Source organism: Paenibacillus antibioticophila, from assembly GCF_000455265.1.
Lineage (GTDB): Bacteria > Bacillota > Bacilli > Paenibacillales > Paenibacillaceae > Fontibacillus > Fontibacillus antibioticophila.
Genome location: NZ_HG005139.1, coordinates 1,670,640 through 1,683,883, shown reverse-complemented (window position 1 = coordinate 1,683,883; position 13,244 = coordinate 1,670,640). Strand labels below are relative to the sequence as shown.

Here is a 13,244-nt window from a genome sequence, read left to right as displayed (position 1 = left end):
ATTGATGGAGAATCAACCTAGCACAAGCATAGAACCCGCTGTCATCAGGCGGGTTCTGATCATGACTGCGGTGGAGGCCGAGCGCGAAGCGGTGCTGCGAGGCCTCCACGCGGCCCGGCCATCGGCAAGCGCACCGGAATTCACGGTGCGCCTTGCCGGGGTCGGGCCGGCGATGGCCGCTGCATCCACAGCGGCCGAGTTGGCTTCCGGCGCGTATGATCTGGTGATCAGCGCCGGCATCGGCGGCGGCTTTGCGGAGCGGGCGCCGCTCGGGTCTGTGGTGATCGCGAGCGAGCTGATCGCCGCGGATCTGGGTGCCGAGACGCCGGACGGTTTCACCGGCGTGGAGGAGCTTGGCTTCGGATCCGCCAGGATCGAAGCCGAGGCCGTGCTTGCAGGCCGCCTGCTGGAAGGCCTGCAAGCCGCGGGCATGGCGGTGTGCCGTGGACCGGTGCTGACCCTGTCCACCGTGACCGGCACCGCCGCTACCGCGGCCTTGCTTGCTGCGCGCATTCCCGGCGCAGCGGCCGAAGCCATGGAAGGCTTCGGCGTGGCCGTCGCAGCCCGCAGACTGAATTTGCCCGTCCTTGAGCTAAGGACGATCTCAAACCTCGTCGGTCCGAGGCAGCGCGAGCTGTGGAAAATCGGCGATGCCCTGCAGGCGCTTGAAGCGGCCTGCTCTTATCTACCGGAGGTGCTGCACTCATGAAAATTGCTTTTTCCCCGTGTCCGAACGACACCTTTGTCTTCCATGCTCTGGTTCATGGTCTGGTTCCCGGTGCGCCGGAATTTGACGTGACCTTTGCAGATATTGATATCACGAACGGGCTTGCTGCCAGTGGACAAGGCCCTGATGTATTGAAGATTTCATTTGCCGCCCTCCCCTGGGTCCTGGAAGAGTATGCGCTGCTCCCTTGCGGGGGCGCATTGGGTCGCGGCTGCGGCCCGCTTGTTCTGACCGCCGGAGGCATTGCCGGTCCACAGGACCTGTCCGGTCGTAAAGTAGCCGTACCCAGCGAGCGTTCGACAGCTTATCTTCTGTTTCGCTTATGGGCTGCGGCTCACATTCCCGGCGGCATAGGAGAAATCGTCGTCATGCCGTTTGATGAAATTATGCCTGCCGTACAGAATGGAACCATCGATGCCGGGCTCGTCATCCATGAAGCACGCTTCACCTACCCTGCTTACGGTCTTCATTTGCTGGCAGATCTCGGCAACTGGTGGGAAACAGACACCGGGCTTCCGATTCCGCTAGGCGCCATTATCGCACGCCGTTCCCTTGATCTGGAGGCACTTAGCGGCTGGATTCGGGAATCGGTGCGCTATGCCTGGCAGCATCCCGAGGCTTCCGCCGAATTTGTTCGTTCTCATGCCCAGGAGATGGCTCCTGAAGTAACCGAAGCCCATATCGGGCTCTATGTGAATGATTTTACGGAAGATCTCGGCGCCGACGGATATGCTGCGGTTCATGCCCTGCTGGACCGGGCGGCACGCGAGGGCATCGTACCCGCTGTAAATCCCGAATTGTTGAGCTTCAAGTAACTTCAATTCCTATAACAATTGAAAGAGCAGACCTTCAGGTATTTCGACCTGTAAGTCTGCTCTTTTTTTAACATTTCATCGTTCTCTCCTATGTTCTTTCCGTTCGTTACGCTCCGCCAAACCGTTGCCGGTACCCGCATTTCCTGCAGAGCTCTTCAACTGCTGTGCGGCGGGAAAAACCATCATAGAGGCGGTTTGCCCGCTCCCCTTCAATGATCTCGGAAAAAGGAGCTTGGTGCACGTTGCCAAGATTGATGATCCCTTCTCCATCCAGACAGCAAGGTACCACCGTTCCATCCACAAGGATACCTGCCTGATTTCGCAGCGCGTGGCAGAAGCCCCTTCCTTCGTCTTCCTTTGCATGCAGGCTTGGCCACTCAAACTCATGATCCTGATTCAGATAGATCCGTTCAGCCAGCTTGACTCCACTGCCGGGAACTACCCTCTCTTCGATCTTATAATCAAGGTTAAACTCCTTTTCGATCATGGCTAAAGTCTCCCGGTTGCGGCTGCGTTGAAGATTCGTTTCATTATCCTGTGTCAAATTCCAGAGCCGGAAGGACACCAGCATGTCCGAAATCGAGGTGGCTTCGCGGACAAAGGACAGTACGCTTTGGATGTAGCCTTCCCGGTCCACAGAGCCTTCATGTCCATCAAAGCTGTGCAGCGAGAAGTTCATTTGCCGCAGTGCCGGCTTGCCTAGCAGCTTCGGAGCCGCCTTACGGATCAAGGTGCCATTTGTCGTAATGTTCACCTTAAAGCCCTTTTCCTCGCTGATATCCAGCATTTGGTCAATCTTCGGATGCAGCAGCGGCTCTCCCTTTAAGTGAAAATAAATATAATCTGTATGAGGCTTAATCTCGTCAAGAATATGCTTGAACTCCTCCAGCGCGATAAATCGGGCCTGCCGCTGCGTCGGTGGGCAAAAGCTGCAAGACAAATTACAAATACTTGTTGTTTCGATATAGAATTTTTTGAACTTTTTCATAGATTCCTAACCTGCTTTATCCCGTAGTTATTCTATTGTAACTGATTTATCACAAACTCCCAACTTCCAATTTCAGCGCAACAAGCTCCCTTGCTCTGGACGAATTCCCCAATTAGGGGACACAGATTTACAGGCAGTGGAGAATCGCCGTTTCAGTCTCAAGGTAAACATATTACATTATAGAGGATCGATATAATTCGATTCTATTTGCTAGGAAGGAGGTGAGAGAAATGCCTGTTATTAAACCCTACTTTACTGCTGTATCCTCTGCACCTGTTGCCACGGGAGGAACAGTGACCACGGTGATCACACCGGATTCCACCCGCTTCTTGGCCATTATTGACGCCGGGATGATCGGTGCAACAGACACTACGATTGCTGCCGCCAGCTTTGTTGACGATGCGGATGCACCTGTTACAGCCTTGCCGGAATTGGGTACCAGCGACTACTTCAACGTATATATTAACGGCACTATTCAGCAAGCTTCATTATCGACGCTTACGACAGCCTCTCTTGTACTGGCTACCACGGATCTCATTGCCGGTGTGCCGGTCGTACTTGAAATTGTTAGTCTTGCCGGAGTCACCTCTGATATGACAACACCTCCAGACATTTCGGCGCCTACGATCACAATTATTACCTAACTCATTGCCCTGCATCTATGCCATGAACAGACCTGAGGCGCTGCCTGGTTCAGACAGCGCCTCAGGATCACTTAATCTTGCTTCGAACGCTTCCGCTGCTTCCACTCTTCCAGTGTATAGCTTTCGCCGGGCATGAGCAGCATGCTGCCCTTCGGGATGCCAATCTGCTGTGAGCTGTAAATCCCGGTATGTCCCGAGAAAATATAGCTGATAATGCAAACAATCATCAAATAAACGGCTCCCTCGGAGCCAAACAGCTCAATACCCATGATGAAACAGGCCAGCGGTGTATTGGCAGCTCCGCAGAATACAGCAATGAATCCTAAGGCAGGCAGAAATGGACCATACATATGGAGCAGTGTCGCTAAAGAAGATCCGAGAGCAGCTCCGATAGCGAATAGCGGTGTCACTTCCCCTCCCTGGAATCCTGCGCCTAGTGTAACGGATGTAAATAACAGCTTCCAAAGGAAGGCGAATGGCGATACACCTCCTTCTTCAAAGGAGTCCTGAATCAGCGGAATGCCTAATCCCAGATAGTCCCGGGTCCCGGCCACAAATACCAATACAATGACAGCCACCCCTCCTGCCGCCGTCTTCAGGACCGGATTTGGAAACAACCGGGTGAATGCTTTTTTAAAAGCGTGGCAAAGTTCACTGAAGAGACGGGCAGTCAAGCCAAACAAAATGGCGGCAAAGCAGACCTTTAACAAAATCAAGCCGGACAACCCCGGGACCTGTCCCATATCGTAATGGAGATGTCCGACCTTCAAGACGTAGGTCGCTGTCAAGTTCCCAACAAAGCTCGCTGTAAAGCAAGGAACAAGTGAACGGTGGCTGATCATGCCGATCGCTATGACCTCCAGACCGAAAATCGTTCCGGCAAGCGGCGTCCCGAAGACGGAACCAAATCCTCCGCTGATTCCGCACATCAGCAGCAGCTTGCGATCCTCCGCATCAATGCGAATCAGCCTGCCAACCCCTTCAGCAAGACTGCCGCCCATTTGAACCGCTGTCCCTTCTCTTCCCGCTGACCCGCCAAGGAGATGGGTGACCAGTGTTCCGAATAACACCAGAGGCGCCATCCGCAAAGGGATGGTCTCTTGTCCGCCCCGTACCTGCTCCAGAATCAGATTGTTGCCCCGACCGCTATTTTTGCCATACCTCATATAAAGAAAACTGACCAATGCTCCGCCCAATGGAAGAAGATATAATAGCCAAGGCTGATCCATGCGATACGCTGTCACTGCATCCAGCCCCTTCAGGAACAGGGCGGATGCGCTTCCCGTTAAAATACCGATTAGGGCTCCAAGCACCACCCATTTTAAGAATGAAGCCATCAATCCGGAATAGGATTCCTTGCCGGCCCACTTGGCTAATCTTCTTTTCATATCCGATGCTTTTATCATGCCAATTGCTCCTTATTTCAGCCTTAGGAACATACACCCTTCTTCCCCTTTGCATAGTATAAAGCAATCCAAGAAGAAAAGGTGATGTCATTGGTCAGTTTTAAACGTGCCTATCTGGTGAAACAGCGTTACGCGGCATCCATGCTCAAAAAACGGGGAATTCACGGCGTAGGAGTGGGATACAAGGACCCTGCCAAGCCCCATAAAGGGGCCGCCCTCATTGTATACGCCGACAAAGCTGTGACTACCTCCGCCCCTCGAACCAAATCGGGCTCTCCTGTGAGAAGAAAACCGCCGCTCCTGCCTTCTGCAGTTAAGAAGCAGGTCCCTGTCCGAATCGTCGGAACAGGGAAATTTCGAAAAAACGCCGTCGACTGCTCCGGCGGTCGTTTCCGGCGCAGAATTCGCCCGGTGATAGCCGGGTATAGCGTGGGAACACCGGAGGGTTCGGGTACAACCGGACTAATTGTCAGCGATAAAGGTCGCCCGCGGTCCAGATATATCCTGAGCAATAATCATGTGCTTGTAAATGAGAACAGCAGCCGCTATTCTCCAACGCTTCAACCGGGAGCGGCTGATAACGGAACACTGCGGAAGGATCAAATCGGGATCATGACCCGATTTATCAAGCTCCATAAAAACAAACCCAATTATCTGGATGCCGCGCTCTCCGCACCGTTACGCCGCCGCTTGCTAGCGCCCAAATATGCAGTGTTCGGAAACGTTCCTGGATATGTAAGCACCTATAAAATCGGAGATCGAATGAAGAAGGTAGGCCGAACCACAGGCATTGTCTCCGGGCGCGTTGAGTCCATTCATACCGATATTCAGGTAGATTACGGCAGTTACGGCAATCTGGGAACCATCACTTTCAAGAATCAAAGTGTAATTCGCGGCAAAAAGCCCGTCTCTCTCTCCGGGGATTCCGGCTCCGTCTGGCTGACCAAATCCGGCAACCAAGCCGCCGCCGTTAATTTTGCCGGTTCCGATGAAGGCCGGCTTTCCATTGCCTATCCGATTGACTGGTTCATGAAGGTGTTCGGGACTCGTGTTGCCCGTTCAGGCCGATCCGCATTGAACTCACCCGCCAGAGGGAAGAGAAAATCCTACATGTGTGTCCGACCATTAAATTCACAATTACGCAAAAGGCTGACTCCGTATCATTGCCATCATCAGCGATAGACCAATAATAGAAAAAGAGGAAAGCGAATGCTTTCCTCTCTGCCTTATTCCATGAAATCCTTCAACCGCTTGCTGCGGCTTGGGTGTCTAAGCTTACGCAGAGCTTTGGCTTCAATCTGCCGGATCCGTTCTCTTGTGACCCCGAACTCCTTGCCGACTTCCTCGAGGGTACGGGTTCTACCATCATCCATACCGAAACGAAGACGAAGAACATTCTCTTCCCGCTCGGTCAGCGTATCAAGCACTTCTTCCAGCTGTTCCTTCAATAACTCATAAGCTGCTGCTTCCGCAGGAGCAGGAGCATCATGATCCTCAATAAAATCACCAAGGTTTGAGTCATTTTCCTCACCGATTGGAGTCTCAAGCGAGACTGGCTCCTGGGCGATCTTCATAATCTCCCGAACCTTCTCCGGCGTCAGATCCATCTCCTGCGCAATTTCCTCCGGTGTAGGCTCGCGGCCGATCTCTTGCAACAGCTGTCTGGATACCCGTATCAGCTTATTGATCGTCTCCACCATATGAACCGGAATCCGGATCGTTCTCGCTTGGTCAGCAATCGCTCTTGTAATGGCTTGGCGAATCCACCAGGTGGCATAGGTACTGAATTTAAAACCCTTGGAATAATCGAACTTTTCGACAGCCTTAATTAAGCCCATATTGCCTTCCTGAATCAAATCAAGGAATACCATTCCCCGACCGACATAGCGGCGAGCAATACTAACTACAAGTCGAAGATTCGCTTCGGCCAGACGTCGTTTAGCTTCCTCATCCCCTTGCTCAATCCGCTGGGCCAATTGAATTTCTTCATCGGCAGACAGAAGCGGAACACGGCCGATCTCCTTCAAATACATCCGCACCGGATCATCAATTTTCACGCCCGGAGGCAATGACAGGTCATCCGCAAAATCAAGTTCATGGTTCTTGGTCAAGTCTTCTGTCATGGTTACAGACCCCCACCCTAATATATGGAAAAATAAATGGCTGCTCTCTCTCTAACTTCGATACACTTTATTTGACAAATCGGCGGTAATATGCTAATATATAAGCAATATTGGTTAGAAATTATATGTTTTGACTATCCGTCATTGTAGCATATTTTAATATGTTTAACAAGGATAATTTCTGTCATTTTATGAAGCGTCGACACGTGTTGTTGACGCTTTTTTCATGTTTCTTTCCTTATTCCGCCATTCTCGACACATTGCGTCTTTCTTCTAAACAAGTGAATCGTTAAGAGAATACAAAGAATCACCGATTACTAAAATCTTTCGCTCCCCGACTAACGAATTCCTTCTTTTGAGAAGAACTTTATTTGTCCTCGGATATAATCCCCTTTATGAACTGTTGAACAGCCTGATCAAAGTATCCATCATCTTCGGCTATGCTATGCAAATTTCTTGGTTAAGGATGAAATTCGGCCTCATTGTGCAGCACAAAAAAGCTGGCTAGTGATTCTGCGTGCCGGGGGGTAACGTGTGAAGGTTGCCTTCGCTCGCTGTTGCTCGCGGATTTCTTGATTGAATAAGCCATAACAAGGTAGCTCGCAAAGGCGACCACTCCGTTTCTACACCAACCTTCACACTTATACCCTTTTAGCGCAGGCTTTAGTCCGGCTTTATAGGTGCCGAATGCAAATTAATTGCTAACAATGCCGTTCATGCGGTGATTAAGCACTCGAATCCCTCGACATGCACATTCAGGCTCGTTCATCCGGCTTATACGCTGAACCATTGCATGCAGACTTTACTGAAGGGTGACCAGAATGAGGTTACTCAAGTAGGGCGAGTGAAGTTCGAAGCAAGACTGGAATGGCCAGTCTGACAAGCGAAGTTCGCGCAAGGCAGGAGCATCGTGAGCGGAGTGCAACTCTATCCGCCCCAGGAGTTATTACAGTAGTTCAGCAACATCCCCCACCAAATACGTATACGTACACCTCGCACAGAGCGCACCGTTCACAGGACGCGGTGTCTCGCAGCATGACAGTGGTCGGTCGACCGTATGAAAATATGGTCTTACGCATGCAGTGAAAAAAGTTAGCTTAAATTCAGTGGAAATGATAGAAATGCGGATATAGTGAAATTTTTGTACTTAAAGTGGACTAAAACACGGATTTGGCTAGTTACTGGCGATCTAAGGTAAGTTTTTTCACTAAAAGCGGGTTCGTGCGTCGAATGAAGATTTTAAGGTAAGTAATTTCACTAAATCGCGACCGGATGAGCATGAGCAGAATAAGGTTGGTCAATAAGAGCGGATAAGGTTCGGAGCAAGGTGGAATGCCGGTGGGTCAAGTTAAGCTCGGAGAAAACTTCAGTACTAGCAGGGCAGGCGAAGTTTCGTTACAAGGCTTGGAGCATCATTAGGGCAGGGCGCAACTCTAGCGCGCGTGGTACCCTGCTTGCATGATTCCGCAGGCCGCAAGCTCATGCAGCACTGCTTATGGCTCAGCCATGTGCAGACTGCATTACAGTTAAACCGTAAAGGCGAAGTAGTCAGGGCATAAGTGTGAAGGTAAAAGCTTTCTGTAAGAAAGCTACTTCGGAAGCATAGAGCGTTAGCGTTCGCCTTTGTGAGCGGATTTCTCCCTTACGAGAGCTTAGTCCAATTAAAGAAATCCGCGAACAACAGCGATCGTAGCAACCCTTCACACGCTGCCCCTCTAACTCGCCCTCCGATGTTTAACTATCCTTTGCTATTGCGCATTAGAGCTAGTGAAATTCGGAACAGGACCGGAATGCCAGTCAGACAAGCGAAGGTCCATAGGACTTGACAGCCCGAACCAGATCCTTGGCATTTTGCGCAATCCGCTCATAGCGGCCTTCCCTCACAAGCGCAGGATTCACCAGATACCCGCCTATACCGACTGCAACAGCACCGGCGGCGAGAAATTCGCGAATATTATCCATTCGTACCCCTCCGGTCGCCAGCATCGGGATATGATCCAGCGGAGCACGTATTTCCTTCAAATAGCTCACCCCTAATGTAGCCATAGGAAAAATCTTCACCGCGGTTGCGCCAGCTTTCCACGCCCGGATAATTTCGGTTGGGGTCATTGCCCCTGGAAAAACGGATAAGCCCCGGCTTAATGCATACTCAACAACGGATTCGTCCAGATTTGGGGAGACTAGGTATTCGGCGCCGGCAGAGGCCGCTTCCTGAGCTGTCTTAAGATCCAGCACGGTACCGGCCCCGATCCGCATTCTCTCTCCGAATTGCTCTCTCCAGTCTGAGATCATCCGGGTCGCTCCCTCCGTATTCATCGTGACCTCCGTAAAGACAATCCCGCCCTCGCAAAGAGCATGAGCAATCTGATTAGCCCTTTCCTTGGGAATACCGCGCAAAATAGCTACTATCCTCTCCTCTTTTAGTTGATCCAGCAAATTCTTTGACATAAGACTCTCCTCCTCGGTTCGAAGCATCCAGAATTCTGGGCATGGATGCTCTGGCGATATGACACAGGCATTTCGTTTCTTTATAATAGAGAATGAAATCAGTACAACATTTGCCAATAAAGGAGTAATGAAGGATGAAGATTACCTATCTTGGGCATTCCACGGTTCATATTGATACCGGAGATTACAAGCTTCTGATCGACCCCTTCATCACAGGTAACCCCTCAAGCAGCGGCAAGGCGGACTCGATTCAGGCCGATTATATCCTGCTGACCCACGGGCATTCCGACCATATCGGAGATGCAGAGCCGATTGCACGGAGAACCGGTGCTGAAATTGTCGCGATCGTTGAACTGGCCAATTATTTTGCTAACAAAGGGCTAAAGACCTCCGGTCTGAATCTGGGCGGAAGCTTTCCGTTTCCCTTTGGCCGGCTCCGCCTGACACCAGCGCTTCACACCTCCTCCATTGAGGTTGAGGGAACGAACATCTATATGGGTGTCCCGGCAGGAATTGTCCTTGAGCTGGACGGGCTTACGATCTATCACGCCGGGGATACCGCCTTGTTCAGTGATATGAAGCTCATCGGCGAACGCCGCCGTATTGATCTCGCTTTTCTGCCGATCGGGGATTACTTCACGATGGGTCCGGAGGATGCTCTTACGGCTGCCAAGTGGCTGCAGGCACGACATGTCGTTCCAATTCACTACAATACCTTCGGGCTAATTCAACAGGACGGCGATCTGTTTGTAAGAACCTTGAAGGAATCGGGCATTCAAGGACGGGCTCTCATGCCGGGAGAATTCATTCAATCCTCCGAGCTCGAGTGATTCCCTAATCAGAATAGACGTAAAGAGCTTATCTTAATCGATAAGCTCTTTTCCTTTGGTCTCGGTTCCCAGCCATAATACCGCCGCAGCTCCGATTAGAATCGTTACGAAGAAAATCCAGAATATGGACCCGATCTGTACTTGTCTCGCTACAAGCATCCCAACCATGAACGGAGCGATAATTCCTCCAACCCGGCCGAACGAAGCGGCAAGGCCGACACCGGTCGAACGAACTGAAGTAGGATATAATTCTGGCGTATAAGCATACATGCCGCCCCATGCCCCCAAGTTAAAGAATGACAGGCACATCCCCGCCGCAATCAGCATGCCCTCGCTGGTGGCATTGCCGAACCAGGCCGCACTGACAGCAGTTAGAAGCAGATAGACGACCAATACAAACTTTCGGCCTAGCTTCTCAATCAGATAAGCTGCGGTGAAATATCCAGGGAGCTGAGCCAGCGTCATAATCAGAACGTACTCAAAGCTCTTGACTAGGCTGAAACCCTTCAGCCCCATCACCGTTGGCAGCCACAAAAACATGCCATAGTAGGAGAAGACCACGGTAAACCAGAGAATCCACAGCATGATTGTAGACTTGCGGTGCGGCGATGCCCACACGGACATAAAGCTTTGACCCAGCGTAAGCCTCTCCGTACTCCGGACATAACGGGGAGGATCTTGAATTGATTTGCGCAAGTACAGCGCATAGAGCGCCGGTACTGCGCCAAGAATGAAGGCTGCCTGCCATCCGTACTTTGGAATCACAAAGTAAGCGATCAAGGCCGACAAGATCCAGCCTGCAGCCCAGAAGCTCTCTAGCAGAACGACCGCTCGTCCACGCTCTTTTGCCGGAACTGATTCCGATACAAGTGTTGAAGCGACCGGCAGTTCTCCGCCAAGGCCGAAGCCTGCTACAAAACGCAACAAGCACAATACGGTGAAGCTGGTTGCCAAGGCTGACAATCCGCTGGCCACCGAGAAAATCAGGAGCGTCCACAGCAGAATTGCTTTCCGGCCATATTTGTCGGCGAGTATGCCTGATATGGCCGCCCCAACCGCCATGCCTATGGAATTTATGCTGGTGAATAGGCCTGTCTGCTCTGGCAAAAGGCTCCACTCGGCAGCCAGCGCCGCGATAATAAATGAAATCAGCCCGACATCCATCGCATCGAACATCCAGCTTAGGCCTGCACTAAATAGCAACTTTCTTTGTTTCGGCTTTGTCACGGCATCTGCCTTATCGTTCATATTCATTCCTGCTGCCTCCATTTAAAGGTCTGCCCATCTATCATCTATTATGATTATTAGGATTTCACTGAGCTTTTATGATGTTCCCGATGCTTCATCAGACGCTGGCGAATAACAAACATAGATAGCAGCAAGGCAAGAAATAACACGTAAGAGAAAATCAACTTGCGCAAATCCATATCCGGAAATACGATTGAAGCACTTAAAATACCGAACAGCCAAATGCTCGATAAGTTGCCTGCCGCATTGGACCAGGTATATGATGCTGTCTTCAGCTTGGAGATCGCGGCCATGAAGGAGATCAGATTGTTAGGCATGATTGGAATCGTCCGCAAAAAAATCACGGCCCACACCCCGTAACGCTCAAGACTTCGCTGCCATTTTTCGTATCTCTCCAGCTTGTACATCCATTTTTTGCTGATCCATTCTGTAAACGTCGTTTTACAAAGCCAATATACGATCATTCCAGCAACCGATCCGGTGAACCAGCTCGCCAGTAATCCCTGCGCCACACCAAGCGTTGAAATATGCAGCATTACAATGGTCGCAAAGGGGAACACGCCGAAAGTGCCTTGAATCAAGGCTAGCGGCAATGTAATGGCAAGTATGCCGAATCCGCTGAGTTGGGTAGCATCCAGCAGCCACCCGGTTATCGATTCAATCCATTCGTTCAATGGAGCTCTTCTCCTATCTCGATCTCCGAATCTATTCGGCGTCCCAAAATGACCAGATCTCGCTCAATTCCATCTAGATTAGCAACACGAGGTAAAAAAGCCCACTCTTCAAAGCCGAACTTTCTGAGCAGCGCCAGGCTTGGCTCGTTATGCGCAAAGACAAAGCCCAGCAAGGTCAGCACGCCGATTCGCGGACAAAAGGCCAGCGCCTGCTCCAGGAGTATTTTGCCTATGCCTTTGGAGCGATAGGCCTCGGAAATATAGATGCTGATCTCGGCGGTTGCCGAATAAGCAGGCCGGCCATAGAACGATTGAAAGCTGATCCAAGCCGCAACCTTGTCTCCGGATTTCAGCACCCATAAAGGCCGGTGATCCGGTGAATGCTCCTTGAACCAGTTCACCCGGCTCTCCACAGACACCGGTTCAAGATCGGCTGTTACCATTCGTCCGGCAATGGTCTCGTTATAGATCGATACAATATCCCCTAGATCAGACAGAACAGCATCCTGCAGGGTATAATCGTTAATTTTTAATTTGTACATAGTGTTCCACCGTTGGGAAAGGGTCATAAAAATGATGCAATAAGGCTTTCCACTCTTCATATTGAGGCGATTTGCGGAATCCGACCTCATGTGCAGTGATGGACTCCCATTTCACAAGCAATAAATACTTATCTTCTGTCTCAACACATTTATGTAGCTCATGCGATAGATATCCGGGCATCTGTGAGATTATCTTGGATGCTTTACGGAAATTACTCTCAAAATCATTTATCAAGCCTGGCTTAACTTGAAGCTGGGCTGCTTCCAGTATCATGCTTCATCCCCTCCGTTAATCGATTATAGCACGGACCTGCGACATTATGAACGAAAAGCCATATGAAAAACCGCCAGACCGGCCTAGTAAGGCCAGCTGACGGTCTCGACAGCAGATTACCCAAGTACGACGCGGTCATCAGCCAGCTTGTGTCCGCTGATACGCTCAAACTCGCCAAGCAAACGCTCAGTCGTCAGATCCGATTTCCGCTCCTCATTGAAATCCAGAATAATGCGCCCGCCGTCCATCATAATGAGACGGTTTCCGAGTCGAATTGCCTGCTCCATATTGTGTGTCACCATCAATGTGGTCAGCTTCAGCTCTTCTACAATAGCTTGAGTCAAGCGCGTGACCAATTCGGCCCGTGCCGGATCCAGCGCAGCCGTATGCTCGTCAAGCAGCAAAATTTGCGGCTCGGTAAAGGTCGCCATCAACAGGCTTAGCGCCTGTCTTTCGCCGCCTGACAGCGTGCCGACCTTCGCCTTGAGACGTTCTTCCAGTCCGATCCCCAGACGGCTGAGCTGT

At 51.0% G+C, this 13,244-nt stretch carries 14 protein-coding genes; 5 read left to right on the top strand and 9 right to left on the bottom strand.

The annotated features are described in order from the left end of the window. Positions 1-4: 4 nt before the first annotated feature. The gene (locus tag TX85_RS07665) at positions 5-709 is read left to right on the top strand and encodes a futalosine hydrolase (RefSeq protein WP_044478506.1); all 705 of its coding nucleotides are present in this window, start codon (positions 5-7) and stop codon (positions 707-709) included. Further along, on the top strand, positions 706-1,542 hold the full coding sequence (locus tag TX85_RS07660) for a 1,4-dihydroxy-6-naphthoate synthase (RefSeq protein WP_044478504.1): 837 nt from the start codon (positions 706-708) through the stop codon (positions 1,540-1,542). Before TX85_RS07665 ends, TX85_RS07660 begins: the two co-directional genes overlap by 4 nt. Before the next feature lie 106 nt (positions 1,543-1,648). On the opposite strand, the gene TX85_RS07655 is transcribed toward TX85_RS07660, so the two are convergent. Then, positions 1,649-2,530, bottom strand: coding sequence for a radical SAM/SPASM domain-containing protein (locus TX85_RS07655; protein ID WP_044478503.1), 882 nt, complete (start codon positions 2,528-2,530; stop codon positions 1,649-1,651). Between the two features lie 230 nt (positions 2,531-2,760). On the opposite strand from TX85_RS07655, the gene TX85_RS07650 reads away from it, so the two are divergent. Continuing rightward, complete coding sequence (locus tag TX85_RS07650; protein ID WP_044478502.1) at positions 2,761-3,174, top strand: DUF4183 domain-containing protein; 414 nt, start codon at positions 2,761-2,763, stop codon at positions 3,172-3,174. A 71-nt stretch (positions 3,175-3,245) separates the two neighbouring features. Here TX85_RS07650 and TX85_RS07645 read toward each other — a convergent pair whose 3' ends face one another. Continuing rightward, positions 3,246-4,580, bottom strand: coding sequence for a voltage-gated chloride channel family protein (locus tag TX85_RS07645; protein WP_392391813.1), 1,335 nt, complete (start codon positions 4,578-4,580; stop codon positions 3,246-3,248). 84 nt (positions 4,581-4,664) lie between these two features. On the opposite strand from TX85_RS07645, the gene TX85_RS07640 reads away from it, so the two are divergent. Continuing rightward, positions 4,665-5,762 (top strand): S1 family peptidase, encoded by a 1,098-nt coding sequence (locus tag TX85_RS07640; RefSeq protein ID WP_233500643.1) that lies wholly within the window; start codon positions 4,665-4,667, stop codon positions 5,760-5,762. Positions 5,763-5,806: 44 nt separating this feature from the next. Here the strand turns inward: TX85_RS07640 and rpoD are convergent, their stop codons facing one another. After that, positions 5,807-6,703 carry an RNA polymerase sigma factor RpoD gene (gene rpoD / locus TX85_RS07635; RefSeq protein ID WP_044478500.1) on the bottom strand — a complete coding sequence of 299 codons (897 nt, stop codon included), beginning with the start codon at positions 6,701-6,703 and terminating at the stop codon, positions 5,807-5,809. 1,797 nt (positions 6,704-8,500) lie between these two features. Then, complete coding sequence (locus TX85_RS07630) at positions 8,501-9,151, bottom strand: bifunctional 4-hydroxy-2-oxoglutarate aldolase/2-dehydro-3-deoxy-phosphogluconate aldolase (protein ID WP_044478499.1); 651 nt, start codon at positions 9,149-9,151, stop codon at positions 8,501-8,503. A gap of 134 nt (positions 9,152-9,285) precedes the next feature. Here TX85_RS07630 and TX85_RS07625 point away from each other — a divergent pair, with 134 nt between their 5' ends. Further along, positions 9,286-9,981, top strand: a complete 696-nt coding sequence (locus TX85_RS07625; RefSeq protein ID WP_044478498.1) for a metal-dependent hydrolase — start codon at positions 9,286-9,288, stop codon at positions 9,979-9,981. A 33-nt stretch (positions 9,982-10,014) separates the two neighbouring features. Here TX85_RS07625 and TX85_RS07620 read toward each other — a convergent pair whose 3' ends face one another. The 5 genes from TX85_RS07620 to TX85_RS27435 all read right to left on the bottom strand — a co-directional run. Next, positions 10,015-11,235 carry an MFS transporter gene (locus TX85_RS07620; protein WP_392391812.1) on the bottom strand — a complete coding sequence of 407 codons (1,221 nt, stop codon included), beginning with the start codon at positions 11,233-11,235 and terminating at the stop codon, positions 10,015-10,017. A 50-nt stretch (positions 11,236-11,285) separates the two neighbouring features. Next, positions 11,286-11,903, bottom strand: coding sequence for a TVP38/TMEM64 family protein (locus TX85_RS07615; RefSeq protein ID WP_044478497.1), 618 nt, complete (start codon positions 11,901-11,903; stop codon positions 11,286-11,288). After that, positions 11,900-12,445 carry a GNAT family N-acetyltransferase gene (locus TX85_RS07610; RefSeq protein WP_044478495.1) on the bottom strand — a complete coding sequence of 182 codons (546 nt, stop codon included), beginning with the start codon at positions 12,443-12,445 and terminating at the stop codon, positions 11,900-11,902. Before TX85_RS07610 ends, TX85_RS07615 begins: the two co-directional genes overlap by 4 nt. Beyond that, positions 12,426-12,719, bottom strand: coding sequence for an antibiotic biosynthesis monooxygenase family protein (locus tag TX85_RS07605; protein ID WP_044478494.1), 294 nt, complete (start codon positions 12,717-12,719; stop codon positions 12,426-12,428). The genes TX85_RS07610 and TX85_RS07605 overlap by 20 nt, the downstream gene beginning before the upstream one ends. 116 nt (positions 12,720-12,835) lie before the next feature. Continuing rightward, a partial coding sequence (locus TX85_RS27435) for an ATP-binding cassette domain-containing protein (protein ID WP_044478493.1) occupies positions 12,836-13,244 on the bottom strand: 409 nt, incomplete at its 5' end.

Excerpts from the sequence above, each read along its gene's own strand:
- TX85_RS07625 (WP_044478498.1), top strand. The coding sequence starts at position 9,286 with ATGAAGATTACCTATCTTGGGCATTCCACGGTTCATATTGATACCGGA.
- TX85_RS07620 (WP_392391812.1), bottom strand. The coding sequence starts at position 11,235 with ATGAATATGAACGATAAGGCAGATGCCGTGACAAAGCCGAAACAAAGA.
- TX85_RS07665 (WP_044478506.1), top strand. The coding sequence starts at position 5 with ATGGAGAATCAACCTAGCACAAGCATAGAACCCGCTGTCATCAGGCGG.
- TX85_RS07655 (WP_044478503.1), bottom strand. The coding sequence starts at position 2,530 with ATGAAAAAGTTCAAAAAATTCTATATCGAAACAACAAGTATTTGTAAT.
- TX85_RS07630 (WP_044478499.1), bottom strand. The coding sequence starts at position 9,151 with ATGTCAAAGAATTTGCTGGATCAACTAAAAGAGGAGAGGATAGTAGCT.
- rpoD (WP_044478500.1), bottom strand. The coding sequence starts at position 6,703 with ATGACAGAAGACTTGACCAAGAACCATGAACTTGATTTTGCGGATGAC.
- TX85_RS07605 (WP_044478494.1), bottom strand. The coding sequence starts at position 12,719 with ATGATACTGGAAGCAGCCCAGCTTCAAGTTAAGCCAGGCTTGATAAAT.
- TX85_RS07610 (WP_044478495.1), bottom strand. The coding sequence starts at position 12,445 with ATGTACAAATTAAAAATTAACGATTATACCCTGCAGGATGCTGTTCTG.
- TX85_RS07645 (WP_392391813.1), bottom strand. The coding sequence starts at position 4,580 with ATGATAAAAGCATCGGATATGAAAAGAAGATTAGCCAAGTGGGCCGGC.
- TX85_RS07650 (WP_044478502.1), top strand. The coding sequence starts at position 2,761 with ATGCCTGTTATTAAACCCTACTTTACTGCTGTATCCTCTGCACCTGTT.
- TX85_RS07660 (WP_044478504.1), top strand. The coding sequence starts at position 706 with ATGAAAATTGCTTTTTCCCCGTGTCCGAACGACACCTTTGTCTTCCAT.
- TX85_RS07640 (WP_233500643.1), top strand. The coding sequence starts at position 4,665 with ATGTCATTGGTCAGTTTTAAACGTGCCTATCTGGTGAAACAGCGTTAC.